The organism is Mycobacterium sp. 852002-50816_SCH5313054-b, assembly GCF_001667185.1.
In the GTDB taxonomy this organism is placed as follows: domain Bacteria; phylum Actinomycetota; class Actinomycetes; order Mycobacteriales; family Mycobacteriaceae; genus Mycobacterium.
The window spans coordinates 11,783-26,858 of sequence record NZ_LZIC01000067.1; the positions used below are offsets into that span (position 1 = coordinate 11,783).

The window sequence follows — 15,076 nt, forward strand, 5'->3', positions numbered from 1 at the left end:
CTTCACATCCGGAATACGCCGTAGGAGACCGGTTCCAGCGGAGCGTGGGCGCACGCCGAAAGAGCAAGTCCCAGAATCGTTCTGGTATCGGCCGGGTCGATGATGCCGTCGTCCCAGAGGCGCGCCGTGGAGTAGTACGGGTTGCCCTGGTCCTCGTATTGCTGGCGGATGGGTGCCTTGAACGCCTCCTCTTCGTCGGCTGACCACGGCTCGCCGGCCGCGGTCAGCTGTTCGCCGCGCACGGTCGCCAGCACCGACGCGGCCTGCTCGCCACCCATCACCGAGATCCGGGCGTTGGGCCACATCCACAGGAAGCGCGGCGAATACGCCCGCCCGCACATCGAATAGTTGCCCGCACCATAGGATCCGCCGATCACGACGGTCAGCTTGGGCACCCGCGCACAGGCCACGGCGGTGACCATCTTGGCGCCATGCTTGGCAATGCCGCCGGCCTCGTAGTCGCGGCCGACCATGAACCCGGCGATGTTCTGCAAAAACAGCAGCGGGATCTTGCGCTTGTCGCACAGCTCGATGAAATGCGCGCCCTTCAAAGCAGATTCGCTGAACAGCACGCCGTTGTTGGCGACGATGCCGACGGGATGGCCGTGGATGCGCGCGAAGGCGGTCACCAGCGTCTTGCCGTAATTGGCCTTGAATTCGCTGAACTCGCTGCCGTCGACCAGTCGCACGATGACCTCGTGCACGTCGTAGGGCACGCGCGGATCGGGCGGCACGATGTCGTAGAGCTCGGACTGCGCGTGCTTGGGCTCGATCGAGGGCTGCACCTCCCATTGGCCGGGCTCACGGGGGCCGAAGGTAGCCGCGATCGAGCGGACGATGCGCAGCGCGTGCTCGTCGTCGTCTGCGAGGTGGTCGGTGACCCCGGAAACGCGTGAATGCAGGTCACCGCCCCCGAGTTCCTCGGCCGAGACGATCTCGCCGGTGGCGGCTTTCACCAGGGGCGGGCCCCCCAGAAAGATGGTGCCCTGCTCGCGGACGATGACGGCCTCGTCGCTCATCGCCGGCACGTAGGCGCCGCCCGCGGTGCACGAGCCGAGAACGGCGGCCACCTGCGGGATTTCCTTGGCGCTCATGGTCGCCTGGTTATAGAAGATGCGCCCGAAGTGCTCGCGGTCGGGGAAGACCTCGTCCTGGCGCGGCAGGAAGGCGCCGCCGGAGTCGACGAGGTAGATGCACGGCAGCCGATTCTGCAGCGCGACCTCCTGCGCGCGCAGGTGTTTCTTGACCGTCATCGGGTAGTAGGTGCCGCCCTTGACGGTCGCGTCGTTCGCGACGATCACGCACTCGCGCCCTGACACCCGGCCGATCCCGGTGATGATCCCGGCCCCCGGCGACTCCTCGTCGTACATCCCGTTGGCGGCCAGCGGGGCCAGCTCCAAAAACGGGCTGCCCGGGTCGAGCAGGCGATCCACCCGTTCGCGGGGTAGCAGCTTGCCGCGGCTGACGTGGCGCTCCCGCGCGCGTTCGTTGCCGCCCAACGCCGCGGCCGCCAGCTTGGCGTTCAGTTCGGCGACCAGCCGCCGATGCTCATCGGCGAACGACGGCGCGGTCCTGACGGCGGTGCTCATGTGTGCCTCCCGGTCAGCGCAAGGGGCGGTTCGGTTTTGGCCAGCACCTCGTCGACGGAGACCTCGGGGGCGGTTTCGACGAGGCGCAGGCCGTCGTCGCACACGTCGATGACGGCGAGGTCGGTGATGATGCGGTCGACACAACCCACGCCGGTCAGCGGAAGGATGCACCGCTCAACGACTTTCGGCGTGCCGTCCCGCGCGGTGTGCTCCATCATCACGATGACCTTACGGGCGCCGTGCACCAGGTCCATCGCGCCGCCCATGCCCTTGACCATCTTTCCCGGGATCATCCAGTTGGCGAGGTCGCCGGTGGCCGAAACCTGCATGGCCCCAAGCACCGCGATGTCGAGGTGCCCGCCGCGAATGATGCCGAACGAGGTCGAGGAGCCGAAGAACGCCGCGCCCGGCATCGTCGTGACGGTCTCCTTGCCCGCGTTGATCAGATCCGCGTCGACGTCCTCGGCCCGCGGATACGGCCCGACACCGAGTATCCCGTTTTCCGAGTGGATGACGACGGTGACGCCGTCGGGGATGTGGTTCGGGATCAGCGTGGGCATGCCGATGCCGAGATTGACGTATTGGCCGTCCTCGAATTCGGCGGCCACCCGGGCGGCCAGGCCCTCCCTGCTCCAGCTCACGGGCGCACCGTGACCTTCTCGATCGGCTTGGCGGGATCAGGCACGTGGACGACCCGGTGCACGAAGACGCCCGGGGTGTGCACCGCGGCCGGATCGATCTCCCCGGGCTCGACGAGGTGTTCGACCTCGGCGATGGTGATCCTGCCCGCCGTCGCGCAGTCGGGATTGAAGTTGGCGGCGGACGCCCGGTAGACGAGGTTGCCGTGCCGGTCGCCCTTCCAGGCGTGCACCAGTGCGAAGTCGGTGCGGATCGCGCGCTCGAGAACGTAGGTCACGCCGTCGAACTCGCGGGTCTCCTTCGCAGGCGACATCACCGCCACCGCCCCGGACCCGTCGTAGCGCCACGGCAGGCCGCCGTCGGCGACCGAGGTGCCGACACCCGCGGGCGTGTAGAACGCCGGGATTCCCGCGCCACCGGCGCGCAGCCGCTCCGCCAGCGTGCCCTGCGGGGTGAGCTCCACTTCCAGTTCACCGGCGAGGAATTGGCGGGCGAACTCCTTGTTGTCACCGACGTACGAGGCGACGGCGCGGCGAATTCGCTTGTGGTGCAACAGTGCTTCCAGCCCGACACCGTAGCCGCCGCAGTTGTTGGACACCGTCTCGAGATCGCGGACGCCGCTGTCGACCAGCGCCGCGATCAGCGCCTCGGGGATGCCGCAGAACCCGAATCCCCCGACCGCCAGGGACGACCCGTCGGTTATGTCGGCCACGGCGTCGGCAGGCGCTGTAGGTGAGGTCACCACCTTGTCCATCGCCGCCGCCGCCTCCAATTTCAGTTAATCTTCATTAACTAAGCCGAGAGTACCATCGCTCGCACCACCGAGTCCAGGGCGCCCACGGCGCTCAGTCCTGGTCACCCAGGTACTCCACGGCCTGCTCGCGCATCTCGGCTTTACGGACCTTGCCGGTGACCGTCATCGGGAATTCGTCGACGATCCGCAGGTAGCGCGGAATCTTGAAGTGCGCGATCCGCCCGGCGCAGAACTCCCGCAGTCCCTCGATGGTCAGTGGCGGCGACGCATCGCGCAGCATGATCACCGCCATGACTTCCTCGCCGTAGCGGGCGTCGGGCACCCCGATCACGTGGGCGTCGACGATGTCGGGGTGGGTGTGCAGGAACTCCTCGATCTCACGCGGGGAGATGTTCTCGCCGCCGCGGACGATCAGATCCTTGATCCGGCCGGTGATCTGGACGTACCCGCGCTCGTCCATGACGGCCAGATCCCCGGTGTGCATCCAGCCGTCGCCGTCGATGACCTCGGCCGTCCGCTCGGGGTCGTTCCAATAGCCGGCCATCACCGAATAGCCCCGCGTGCAGAACTCTCCGGCCAGCCCGCGCGGCACGGTCCGGCCGCCCGGGTCCACCACCTTGACCTCGAGATGCGGACCCACCCGGCCGACGGTGCCGACGCGCCGTTCCACCGGATCGTCGGTGCGCGTTTGGGTGGACACCGGGCTTGTTTCGGTCATCCCGTAACAGATCGAGACGCCCGGCATGTGCATCCGTTCGATCACCTTGCGCATCACCTCGACCGGGCACGGCGAGCCGGCCATGATGCCGGTGCGCAGGCTGCCCAGGTCGTAGTCGTCGAATCCGGGCAGGGCGAGTTCGGCGATGAACATCGTCGGGACGCCGTAGAGGCTGGTGCACCGTTCGGCCTGCACCGCGCGCAGGGCGGCGCCGGGATCGAAGCCCGGCGACGGGATCACCATGCAGGCGCCGTGACTGGTGGCCGCCAGGTTGCCCATCACCATGCCGAAGCAGTGATAGAACGGCACCGGGATGCAGATCCGATCGCGCGCGGTGTACTCGAGCAGCTCGCCCACCAGGTAGCCGTTGTTGAGAATGTTGCGATGGCTCAGCGTCGCCGCCTTCGGGTAACCCGTTGTGCCCGAGGTGTATTGGATGTTGACCGGGTCGCGGCGATCCAGCGCCGCCGCGATCTCCGCCAGCGCCGCCGGGTCGGACTCGCCGCCGGCCAGCTCCTCCCAGCGATCGCTGTCCAGGAGCACCACGTCGCTCAACTCGGGGCAGCGCGGCGCCACCTCGTCCAGCAAGGCGGCATAGTCCGCGTCCTTGAACTGCCGGGCCGCGATCACCATCGCGACACCGGACTGCGTGAGCGCATATTCCAATTCGCGCGCCCGGTAGGCGGGGTTGAGGGTCACCAGGATGGCGCCGATCTCCGCGGTGGCGTACTGGACGAGCACCCACTCCCACCGGTTGGGCGCCCAGATACCGACCCGATCCCCCACCCCGATCCCGGCTCGCGCCAACCCCGTCGCCAGCCGCCGCACGGCGGCCAGCAGTTCCGCGTAATTCCAGCGTCGCCCCGCGGCGACGTCGACGAGCGCGTCGCGCTGCGCGTGCTTCGCGGCGGTGGCCGCCAGGTTGGCCCCGATCGTCGTCTCGAGCAGCCGAGGCTCGCTCGGACCCCGCTCGTACGAAAGGTTTGACACGGCGCCTCCGGCTGGTCCGCTTATCAACCTAAACCACGAACGGCCCGTGCTAAGTTAGTGACGATTAACCGAACGGGTGAGACGGGGGGCGGTCATGACCACGTCCGCGCCAGAGCCCGACGCCCCAAATCGCCGCAGCCGGTTGAAATCCGACCGGCGCCTGCAACTCCTGTCGGCCGCCGAGCGCCTGTTCGCCGAGCGCGGATTCCTGGCGGTGCGCCTGGAAGACATCGGCGCCGCCGCGGGCGTCAGCGGTCCGGCGATCTATCGCCACTTCCCCAACAAGGAGTCGATGCTGGTCGAGTTGCTCGTCGGCATCAGCACCCGCCTGCTCGCCGGCGCCCGGAATGCGCGGGCCCGCAACGCCGACGCGACCGCCGCGCTGGACGAGCTGATCGACTTCCACCTCGACTTCGCGCTGGGCGAACCCGACCTGATCCGCATCCAGGACCGCGATCTGGCGCACCTGCCCGAGTCCGCGGAGAAGCAGGTGCGCAAGGCGCAGCGCCAATATGTCGAGGTCTGGGTGGGTGTGCTGCGCGAGCTCAACCCCAAGCTGGCCGAAGCCGACGCCCGGCTGACGGCCCACGCGATCTTCGGACTGCTCAACTCGACACCGCACAGCATGAAGTCCCCCGACGATGCGCGCGCCAAGCCCGCGGGTGCGGCGCGATCACGTGCGGTCATGCGGGCGATGACGGTTGCCGCGCTGACCGCCGGCAATCGGTGCCCCTGAGTCGCACCCGTTCAGCCGAGTCCCCGCTCAGGCGCCCGGCTTAGGTACCCTGCAACCCATGAGGTGGACATGAACGATCCACGTCGACCCGAGCCGTTTAGTCCCCCTCTACCGGGATCGGGACCGGCCGGGCCGCAGGGTTTGCCATATCCGCCGCCCGCCGACCCGGCATACGCGGATCAGGCGGGACCCTATGCGCCGACCTACGGCGGATACAGCCCCCAGTGGGCGTCCAACCTCAACGACACCAAACAGCTGCCGCCCTACTGGCAGCAGGAGGTGCCCGCGCCGGGCGAAGCGCCGACCGAGGGCCTGACTCCACCGCCGCCTGGCGGCAGGTCACCGCGCTGGCTGTGGTTGGGCGCCGGGGCCGCGGTGCTTTTGGTCGTCGCGCTCGTGATCGCGCTGATCCTGGCCAACGACGCGATCAAGAACCAGACCACGGTCCCGCCGCTGCCCGCGATGCCCGGCTCAAGCGAGGAGCAAACCCCGACACCGACCCCGTCGACGCGGACGACGCCGCCGTCGCGCACCTTCCGGCCGTTGCCGCCGCCGACCGCGTCGGGCCCGCCCACCGAGACGACCGCCCCGGGCGCGATGCAAGACGTCGTCTATAGCGTCACCGGGGAAGGCCGCGCCATCAGCGTCGTCTACATCGGAACCGGCGACGTCGTCCAAACCGAGTTCAACGTCACGCTGCCGTGGACCAAAGAGGTCAGCCTGTCGAAGTCGGCCCTTCACCCTGCAAACGTCACGGTCGTCAACTTCGGCCACAACGTGACGTGCTCGGTCACCGTCGACGGGGTTCAGTTGAGCCAGCGGTCCGGCGTGGGCCTGACGATCTGCGACGCGCGCGGCTCGTGACGATCACGGCTTCCGCTGCGCCGAACGTGCACGTACTGCGAGAAATTGGCGCGAATTTCGCAGTCAGCGCACGCTGGGCGAATTGACGCGCGGGGCTAGGCCTGCGCGGGCAGCTCGACGCGCGCGGGAACCCGAACCACCAACATCGCCAGCAGTCCGGCGATCAACACAATGCAGATCCCGCCGATGCCGGCGCGCACGGCGCCGAACACGTCGACGAAAACGGAGAACAGCCATGGTGCGACGAACGCGACGGCCCGTCCCGTCATCGTGTAGAGACCGAAGGCCACCCCTTCCCCGCCGTACTTCGCCAACTGCAGCAGCAGGGCGCGCGACGATGCGAGCGACGGGCCGACGAACACGGCCAACAGCAGCCCACACGCCCAGAAGGCATGCGCGCCGGATACCACCATCAAGGTGACCGACACGGCGATGAGCGCCGTCAGTGACCCCACGATGACCGGCTTGGATCCGATCCGGTGGTCGACGAACCCACCGATGACCGCGCCCAGCGCGGCCACCACGCTCGCGGCCACGCCGAACACCACCACATCGCCTTGGGAGAGGCCGTACACGTTGACGCCGAGCACGGCGCCGAAGCCGAAGATCGCGGCCAGCCCGTCCCGGAACAGCGCGCTGGCCCCCAGGAAGTAGACCAGGTTGCGGTTGCGGCGCCATTCCGCGCGCACCTCTGCCCACAGCTTGCGATAACCGCCCAGCATGCTCACCGGAGCCGACGACTCGCCGGCGTCCGGCAGCCGGTGGGCGACAAACAGCAACGGCAGCGCCAGCAACGCAAACCACGCCGCGGTCAGCAACATCGCCTCCCGGACATAGAGACCGTCGTGGACGGGCACGTGCAGCAGCCCGCGCACCGGGCCGTTGCCGGAAATGAAACCGAAATAGACCAGGAGCAGCAGGACCACGCTGCCGGTAAAACCTGAGGCCGCACCCAGGCCGGAGATGCGACCCGCCGTCTGCGGTGTCGAGACCTGACGCAGCATCGCGTTGTAGGGAACACCGGCAAGATCACCGCACGCGGCGGTGGCCGACAGCAGCACCAAGCCCGCCCACAGATAGCTGGGGTCGTCGCGGATCAGGAACATCGAGCTGGTCGACGCGACGGCGAGACCGGTCAACACCGTCAGCGCCACCCGCCGACGGTGTGGGGCTTCCACCCATACCCCGACGAGCGGCGCCAGCACCGCGATGGTCAACCCCGCGACGGCGAGCGCGCGACCCAGCCAACTCGCGGGTGACGTGCCACCGGACATGCCCGCGCCGACGGTGCCGGTCAGATAGACCGAGAAGACGAAGGTGGCCACGATCGCGTTCATGCCGAGCGAGCCGCAGTCCCACAGCGCCCACGCCGCCACCTGCGATGGCGCAGGTGCGGCCGGACGCTGACTCATGCCCCGCACTGTATAAGTCCGGCGCGTGTCTACCATTGGCCGCATGCCGGTACCCGCTCCCAGTCCCGACGCGCGCGCCGTTGTCACCGGGGCTTCGCAAAACATCGGCGCGGCGCTGGCCACCGAACTGGCCGCGCGGGGGCACAGCCTGATCGTCACCGCGCGACGCGAGGACCTGCTCAACGACCTGGCCGCGCGGCTGAGCGACAAGTACGGGGTGGCCGTCGACGTGCGGCCCGCCGACCTGGCCGATCCCGCCGAACGGGCGAAACTGTGCGACGAATTGGCCGCCCGCCCCATCTCGATCCTGTGCGCCAACGCGGGTACCGCGACGTTCGGTCCGGTCGCGAGCCTCGACCCGGCGGGCGAAAAGGCCCAGGTGCAGCTGAATGCCGTTGCAGTGCATGACCTTACGCTCGCGGTACTACCGGGCATGGTCGAGCGCAAGGCCGGCGGCATCCTGATTTCCGGTTCGGCGGCTGGCAATTCGCCGATCCCCTACAACGCCACCTACGCGGCCACCAAGGCGTTCGCCAACACGTTCAGCGAGTCGCTGCGTGGTGAGCTGCGTGGCTCGGGCGTGCACGTCACGCTGCTGGCGCCGGGCCCGGTGCGCACCGACCTGCCCGATGACGCCGAACGGTCCCTGGTCGAAAAGCTGGTCCCGGACTTCCTGTGGATCTCGACCGAGCACACCGCCCAGATCTCCCTGGATGCGTTGGAGCGCAACAAGATGCGCGTCGTCCCGGGTTTGACTTCCAAGGCGATGTCGGTGGCCAGCGGGTACGCCCCGCGCGCCATCGTCGCGCCGATCGTGGGCAGCTTCTACAAGAAGCTCGGCGGCGGGTAGGCCCTACTTACGGCGGCGGCCGGTGCCGAAAACCGCTTTCACCGCTTCACGTATCGCCGTATTGATGCCGCTTTTCACGGTCGGGTTGTTCAGCACGTCCTCCCACACGGCGGGGCCCTTTTGTTCCGCCGGCTCGGCCGGCGCCGGCATCGGCGGGGGCACGGAGTCCGCCGGCACCGGCGGATAGTCGGACTGGGCCTGTGGAACTTGCGGTGCGGCCTGGGGCTGCGCCGGTTGTTCAACCGTTCGACCGTACTTCGCCTGCAGCGGACTCGATTTCGCCGCGGCGGTGATCGCGTCGGTGCCGATCGAGGCCATCAGCGACCGGGGCACCCGCATGCGGGTCCACGCGACGGGCGTCGGTGCGCCCTTCTCGGACAGCACGGTGACGACGGCCTCGCCGATCCCCAGCGAGGTCAGCGCCGACTCCAGGTCGTACACATCGGTTTTCGGGTAGGTGCGGACGGTCTTGGACAGCGCCGCCTGGTCGTCGGGCGTGAACGCCCGCAGCGCGTGCTGCACGCGCGCACCCAGCTGGGAGAGCACGTCATTTGGTATATCCGTGGGTAGCTGGGTGCAGAAAAAGACCCCGACGCCTTTGGAGCGGATCAGCTTGACGGTCTGTTCGACCTGATCGAGGAAGGCCTTGGACGCGTCGGCGAACAACAGGTGCGCCTCGTCGAAGAAGAACACCAGCTTGGGCCTGTCGACGTCACCGACCTCGGGCAACCTGGCGTACAGGTCGGCGAGCAGCCACATCAGGAAGGTGGAGAAGATGACGGGACGCACTGACTGACCGCTGAATTCGAGCAGCGAGATAATCCCCTGCCCACCGTCATTGACACGCAAGAGGTCTTGGGGATCGAGCTTCGGCTCACCGAAGAACGTGTCCCCGCCCTCGCCGGCCAGGTTGACCAGCGCCCGCAGAATAACCCCCGCCGTCGTCGACGACACTCCGCCCAGATCCTTGAGATCGGCCTTACCCTCGTCGCTGGCCAAGTGGCTGATGACGGCGCGCAGATCGTTCAAAGTGACCAGCGGATGGTTACCTTGTTGGGCCCAATGAAAGATTAACCCCAGTGTCGATTCCTGAGTGGCGTTGAGCCCCAACACCTTCGACAGCAGGACCGGGCCGAAGCTGGCCACGGTCGCGCGCACCGGCACGCCCACTCCTTCGGTGCCCAGCGACAAGAACTCCACGGGGAACCCCGTCGCCTCCCAGCTGTCGCCGGTGTCTTTCGCGCGCGCGGCGGTCTTGTCGTTGGCCTCCCCGGGCCGGGCCAGGCCGGACAGGTCGCCCTTCACGTCGGCCATCAGCACCGCCACGCCCGCGGCGCTGAGCTGTTCGGCGATCAATTGCAGCGTCTTGGTCTTGCCGGTTCCCGTGGCGCCGGCCACCAGGCCGTGCCGGTTGATGGTCGCCAGCGGGATGCGGATCTGTGCGGTCGGGTCGGCCACGCCGTCGACGACGACCGTGCCCAATTCCAGCGCCTGGCCTTCGACGGCATAGCCGTTCGCGATTCGCTGTGCGGGTGTCGCCGCTGATTCGGTGGTCATCGTGCTCGCCCCTCTTCCCCAGTCGCAACGCTCACACTACTTCCCCAGGCCAGGCGGGGGCAGGGCTCGCGCAGGCCGGACGCCCGCATACGCTGAGCGCTGTGCGCGACGAATTGGTGTGGATCGACTGCGAGATGACCGGGCTCGATCTGAGCTCGGACAAGCTGATCGAGATCGCGGTCCTGGTCACCGACGCCGAGCTGAACGTGCTCGGCGACGGAGTAGACGTGGTGATCCACGCCGACGACGCCGCGCTGTCGTCGATGATCGAGGTTGTCACCGAAATGCACTCGCGCTCGGGGCTGATCGAGGAGGTCAAGGCCTCCACCGTCGACCTGGCGACCGCCGAGGCGATGGTCCTGGACTACATCACCACGTACGTGAAGCAGCCCAAGACCGCCCCGCTGGCGGGCAACTCGATCGCCACCGACCGGTCCTTCATCACCCGCGACATGCCAAAGCTGGACTCCTACCTGCATTACCGGATGATCGACGTCAGCTCGATCAAGGAACTCTGCCGGCGCTGGTACCCGCGGATCTACTACGGCCAGCCGGCCAAGGGCCTCACGCACCGGGCGCTGGCCGACATCCACGAATCCATCCGCGAGCTGCAGTACTACCGGCGGACCGCGTTCGTGCCCCCGCCGGGGCCGTCCACCAGCGAAATCGAGACCGTGGTCGCCGATCTTGAAGGCCCACAGAACGCCACTCGAACAATCGATTCGGACACCGAGGCACCCAACGGCTAGTATCGGTGGTCGCCGCTCGTTGGCCCAGTCATGGATGCCGGCTCGCGGCAATGGTGGCTGTAGTTCAGCTGGTAGAGCACCAGGTTGTGATCCTGGATGTCGCGGGTTCGAGCCCCGTCAGCCACCCCACTGGTCAGCGGACCCTTGGGCCGTCTGTCCCGGCGCCAGAGGCCGTTTCAGGGTGCAGACAATGCTCCACTCGAAATAGTGGTCCCCTCCGCTGTCATATTCCTTGAACCGGCGGGCGACCTGACTGCGTTGCACCGAGGAGCCCACGATCTCCCAGCCCTGTTCGCCGTAGGCCTTCGACTGACGACTCGCCTCGTCGATCACGGACGGCAGGGACTCGTTCGTGTAATGGACGAAACGGGTTTCCCACCGTTGCGGATACCAGTTGCCGTCGGAGGCCAGCCACCACCCCGGCCCGGGCGAAGGAGTGTTCATGGGCGGGCACCCTACGCTATTCAGGTCGCGCTCAAATGAATGAAACGTAACGGGCGTCGTCCCTAGCTGATGTTGGCGTTGCCGGCCTTCCACACCGGCCAGGGGACGTTCCAGTCGCCCAGCCCCTCGGTGCCCGGCAGCGTCGGCCCCACGGTGTGCACGACCTCAACGATGTCGCCGCTCTTGCTGTGGTCGTAATACCACTCCGCGTTGCTGGGACTCACGTTCAGACACCCGTGGCTGGTATTGGTGTGTCCCTGGGCGCCGACCGACCAGGGCGCGGAATGCACGAACACACCGCTATACGAAAGCTGGGTGGCCCATTCGACATCGGTGCGATACCCGTTGGGCGAGTTGACCGGAACGCCGTAGGTCGACGAGTCCATGATGATGTGCTTGAACCGCCCACCCACGATGTAGAAACCGTTTGCCGTCGGGGCGCTGTCCTTGCCCATCGACGTCGGCATGGTCTTGACGACTTCTCCGTTGACCCGGACCGTCACCATCTTGGTGGTGTCGTCAGCGGTGGAGATGACCTCGTCGCCAATGGTGAAGTGCGCCTTGACGTTGTCCTCGCCGAACATCCCGTCGCCCAGATCGGCACCGTAGGTGTTGACCGCCACGTCGACGGCCGTGCCCGACTTCCAGAAATGCTCTGGGCGCCAACGCACCTCGCGATTGTTCAGCCAGTAGAACGCGCCCTCGACGGGCGGATTGGTGGTGATGACGATGGCCTTCTGCGCCGCGGCGCGGTCTGCGATGTTCTCGTCGAAGCGGATCGCCACGGGCTCACCGATGCCGACCACCTCGCCGTCACCGGGGCTGACGTAGGGCATCGTGAGGTGGGCCGGCGAACTGGTCTGGAAGGTCATCTGGCGGGTCGCGGCGCCGCCCAGCCCCAGCGCCTTCACGTTGAGCGTGTAGCGCCGGTTATAGCCCAGCTGCTCGGTCGTCGACCAGCGCAGGCCGTCGGGGCTGAGCTGACCGCCGATCGAGCGCCCGTTCTCGTTGACCAGGGTGACCGACCCGAGCACGCCGTCGGCGACGCTCACCGTCACCGGCGCATCCACGGTGACGCCGACGGCGCCGTCGTTCACCGAGGAGGTCAGCTTGGGAACCAGCAGGTCGGCGAACGGCGTGCCCTTGTCGAAGATGACCTTCGCCGGCGCGGCGGTGTGGCTGCTGCTGCAGGCAACACCGGCGACAGCAAACACGACCATGGCGGCAACCAGCCACGGTCGGCCTCTGCGCAAAGGCGTCATCAAGTGACCTTCCAAATTCGATCGGCATATTGTGGTCACCGCTGACCAGAAACAGTGGAAGCATTGTAATGGGTTTTTGGCCGCCCACAATGCGACATCTGCGGGCCCGCTGTCCGGTGGCTACGCCGGTTGGCCCGCCGGGTCTCGGCGCCGCGCCTCGACCCCAGCACGGGTCGCGACGGCCTCGACGCGCGCGAGCTTGACGGTGGCCGCCGTCGCCACCAACCCGGCCGTCACCAGGGCCATAGAACCGGCGCGACCGGTGTTCAGCGTCTCGCCGAGCACGATGACACCCAGCACCGCGGCCACGACGGGCTGCGACATCTGCAGGGTCGGCATCGACGCGGTCAGGGGCCCCGCCCGGAACGCCGCCTGGCTCCACACCACGCCGCCCACCGCGGCCAGAATGCACGCGTAGAGCTCGGGAGTGCGGGCCACCGCCCAGCCGCCGTGGCCGAGCCGCGCGACGACCTCCTTGGTCAGCACGGCAAAGACCCCCCACAGCGACCCTGAGACGAACGCGAACAACGCGGCGGCCAGGGCGCCTCCCCGCGTGCGGCCGGCTACCGAGCACGCCACCAACAGCGGCGCCAGCACGACGGCCACGGCCACCCAGGTGTCCAGCGATGCGCCGGACCGACCGGCCTGCGGGTTGCCGACGACGACGATCAGGATGACCGCCGCCGTCAGCAGCCCGGCCCAGATCCACTCCCCAGCAGTCACCGTGCGGTGCCACACCCTGGCATTGACGGGCAGCGCGAACAGCAGCGACAGCATCAGCAGCGCCTGCACCAGCAGCACCGAACCCCGCCCCAGCGCGGCCGCCTGCAACGCGACGCTCGCCACCAGAAGCAGCGCGCCCCACCACCACTGCCGGTTGCGCACCAGTTTGGCGAGCAATTCGACGTTGCCGACGGATCCGTCGGTGATGCAGTGGGCCGCCCGTTGCTGCAGCACGTCACCGGTGGCGATGCACAGCGCGGAAGCCAAGGCCAGCGGGGCGGCGACGTATATGCCGGCCATCACGGGGCCCCTACCAGGGGCAATACGGCGACCGGGACGTAGCGACACACCGCGGCGCGGGCAAGCCGTGTGATTCCTCGCAGCATCGCGTATCCCTATACCCGAAAGCGGCGGCTTGAACGCCCCAGGTCGCCGAAGTTTGGCAATCCGACACCCGGGTATCGAAACCGAAACGGCACCTCAGTAGGTGGATTGGATGAACGATGAACACGACGGACGACGCCATCACGATCAGACATCCAACCGAAAATGACTGGCAGGCGGTCTACGAGAATCAGGCCCGCACGTTCGGGGATCCGGTGGACCCGCGCGCCGTGGAAGCCTGGAAACGCCGGGTCGAACTCGAGGACATCCTGGTCGCCGAGGACGTTTCCGACCCGCAGCATCCGGCCCTGGTGGGCACGTCCATCATCTACCGCGCGCGACTCACCGTGCCCGGGGGCGGCAGCCTGCGAGCCGCGTGGCTGACGATGATCGCGGTCGCATCAACGCATCAGGGAACCGGAATATGGGCGCAGCTCAGCGCCCAGGGGCTGGGCAAGCTTTTGGAGCGGGGCTATCCGATCGTCTGTGGCGTCCCGACCCAGACCGCGATGTACGACGGATTCGGCGCCGGCGTGGCGAGCTATGCGCACTGCTACTCCATCGACCGCCGCTTCGCGAAGCTGCGTGACGCGCCGAGCGGCAACCGCGCGCGGGAAGTCAACGCCGACGAGGCAAGGCGCCTCTTGCCCGAGATCTACCAACGATGGTGCGCGGTAACCAATGGCGCGGTGGAACGCGACGACGCTTGGTGGGCCGACTTTTTGGAGGACAGGCCCACGCAGCGCGGCAGCGGATCCGCGCTGAACTTCACGATCCATCCGGACGGCTTCCTGGCGTATCGAGTCATCGGTGCGGGCAAGCACGCGTTCCGACCGCCGTTCGGCTCTGTGATCGTCGAGGACTTCTTCGCCATCACGGACGAGGCTCACACCGAGCTGCTGCAGACCCTCCTGGCTTTGGAGATGTTCGACAACATCGAGATCGACGTCCCAGTCGACGATCCGCTGCCGCTCAAGCTGCGTGACCAACGGACGGCGCACACCACCGGGATGAGCGATTTTCTGTGGGTACGGATCAACGACGTGCCCGAAGTGCTTGGTGCGCGGGTGTACGCGGCCGACACCGACGTAGTGCTCGACGTCACAGACCCGCTCAACCTCGCCGGCGGACGGTTTCTGCTTCAGACCCGCGACGGTACCGGCAAATGCACGCCGCACGAGCCTCACCAAGGTCCCGCGGACGTCGAAATCGGCCTGGCCGAATTGGCAACGCTCTATATGGGTGCACACCCCGCGTCCCAACTGTTGCGAGCCGACCGCATCACCGAGCTGCGCCCGGGCGCGCTACGCGACCTGGATGCCGCGTTCACGACCGAGCGGGCGCCCTACTGCGGGACCCTTTTTTGACGTCCCCGCACAGAAATCGCTCTCCGCTCGCCAGCTAT

14 protein-coding genes and 1 tRNA gene are annotated in these 15,076 nt (G+C 67.6%); 6 read left to right on the forward strand and 9 right to left on the reverse strand.

All coding sequences use genetic code 11. The features are described from left to right. Positions 1-2: 2 nt before the first annotated feature. The 4 genes from A5787_RS14085 to A5787_RS14100 all read right to left on the reverse strand — a co-directional run bounded on the left by A5787_RS14085 (position 3) and on the right by A5787_RS14100 (position 4,714). Positions 3-1,589, reverse strand: coding sequence for a carboxyl transferase domain-containing protein (locus tag A5787_RS14085; RefSeq protein WP_066967710.1), 1,587 nt, complete (start codon positions 1,587-1,589; stop codon positions 3-5). Further along, on the reverse strand, positions 1,586-2,230 hold the full coding sequence (locus A5787_RS14090) for a 3-oxoacid CoA-transferase subunit B (RefSeq protein ID WP_066967717.1): 645 nt from the start codon (positions 2,228-2,230) through the stop codon (positions 1,586-1,588). The genes A5787_RS14085 and A5787_RS14090 overlap by 4 nt, the downstream gene beginning before the upstream one ends. Continuing rightward, a complete protein-coding gene (locus A5787_RS14095; protein WP_066967831.1) occupies positions 2,227-2,982 on the reverse strand; it encodes a CoA transferase subunit A in 756 nt (251 codons plus the stop codon). Before A5787_RS14095 ends, A5787_RS14090 begins: the two co-directional genes overlap by 4 nt. 91 nt (positions 2,983-3,073) lie before the next feature. Beyond that, positions 3,074-4,714, reverse strand: a complete 1,641-nt coding sequence (locus tag A5787_RS14100; RefSeq protein WP_082977216.1) for an AMP-binding protein — start codon at positions 4,712-4,714, stop codon at positions 3,074-3,076. Positions 4,715-4,784: 70 nt separating this feature from the next. Between A5787_RS14100 and A5787_RS14105 the strand changes: the two genes are divergently transcribed. Both A5787_RS14105 and A5787_RS14110 read left to right on the forward strand, forming a co-directional pair. Further along, positions 4,785-5,426, forward strand: a complete 642-nt coding sequence (locus A5787_RS14105) for a TetR/AcrR family transcriptional regulator (RefSeq protein ID WP_066967723.1) — start codon at positions 4,785-4,787, stop codon at positions 5,424-5,426. 69 nt (positions 5,427-5,495) lie between these two features. Beyond that, positions 5,496-6,290 carry an MmpS family transport accessory protein gene (locus A5787_RS14110; protein ID WP_066967726.1) on the forward strand — a complete coding sequence of 265 codons (795 nt, stop codon included), beginning with the start codon at positions 5,496-5,498 and terminating at the stop codon, positions 6,288-6,290. A 95-nt stretch (positions 6,291-6,385) separates the two neighbouring features. Here the strand turns inward: A5787_RS14110 and A5787_RS14115 are convergent, their stop codons facing one another. Beyond that, positions 6,386-7,702, reverse strand: a complete 1,317-nt coding sequence (locus tag A5787_RS14115; protein ID WP_066967729.1) for an MFS transporter — start codon at positions 7,700-7,702, stop codon at positions 6,386-6,388. Positions 7,703-7,745: 43 nt separating this feature from the next. On the opposite strand from A5787_RS14115, the gene cmrA reads away from it, so the two are divergent. Beyond that, the gene (cmrA, locus tag A5787_RS14120) at positions 7,746-8,552 is read left to right on the forward strand and encodes a mycolate reductase (protein WP_066967732.1); all 807 of its coding nucleotides are present in this window, start codon (positions 7,746-7,748) and stop codon (positions 8,550-8,552) included. Between the two features lie 3 nt (positions 8,553-8,555). On the opposite strand, the gene A5787_RS14125 is transcribed toward cmrA, so the two are convergent. Beyond that, a complete protein-coding gene (locus tag A5787_RS14125; protein ID WP_066967735.1) occupies positions 8,556-10,109 on the reverse strand; it encodes a helicase HerA-like domain-containing protein in 1,554 nt (517 codons plus the stop codon). Positions 10,110-10,210: 101 nt separating this feature from the next. On the opposite strand from A5787_RS14125, the gene orn reads away from it, so the two are divergent. Continuing rightward, positions 10,211-10,858 carry an oligoribonuclease gene (gene orn, locus A5787_RS14130; RefSeq protein ID WP_066967738.1) on the forward strand — a complete coding sequence of 216 codons (648 nt, stop codon included), beginning with the start codon at positions 10,211-10,213 and terminating at the stop codon, positions 10,856-10,858. A gap of 53 nt (positions 10,859-10,911) precedes the next feature. After that, positions 10,912-10,987, forward strand: a tRNA-His gene (locus A5787_RS14135). Here A5787_RS14135 and A5787_RS14140 read toward each other — a convergent pair. The 3 genes from A5787_RS14140 to A5787_RS14150 all read right to left on the reverse strand — a co-directional run bounded on the left by A5787_RS14140 (position 10,976) and on the right by A5787_RS14150 (position 13,587). Then, complete coding sequence (locus A5787_RS14140) at positions 10,976-11,302, reverse strand: hypothetical protein (RefSeq protein WP_066967741.1); 327 nt, start codon at positions 11,300-11,302, stop codon at positions 10,976-10,978. The two genes, A5787_RS14135 and A5787_RS14140, sit on opposite strands and share 12 nt — an antisense overlap. A 62-nt stretch (positions 11,303-11,364) precedes the next feature. Further along, positions 11,365-12,564 (reverse strand): Ig-like domain-containing protein, encoded by a 1,200-nt coding sequence (locus tag A5787_RS14145; RefSeq protein WP_082977213.1) that lies wholly within the window; start codon positions 12,562-12,564, stop codon positions 11,365-11,367. A 120-nt stretch (positions 12,565-12,684) separates the two neighbouring features. Next, entirely contained in the window at positions 12,685-13,587 is a 903-nt protein-coding gene (locus A5787_RS14150) for a DMT family transporter (RefSeq protein WP_066967746.1), read from the reverse strand. 203 nt (positions 13,588-13,790) lie between these two features. Here A5787_RS14150 and A5787_RS14155 point away from each other — a divergent pair, with 203 nt between their 5' ends. Further along, positions 13,791-15,038 carry a GNAT family N-acetyltransferase gene (locus A5787_RS14155; RefSeq protein WP_066967749.1) on the forward strand — a complete coding sequence of 416 codons (1,248 nt, stop codon included), beginning with the start codon at positions 13,791-13,793 and terminating at the stop codon, positions 15,036-15,038. The last annotated feature ends 38 nt before the right edge of the window (positions 15,039-15,076 follow it).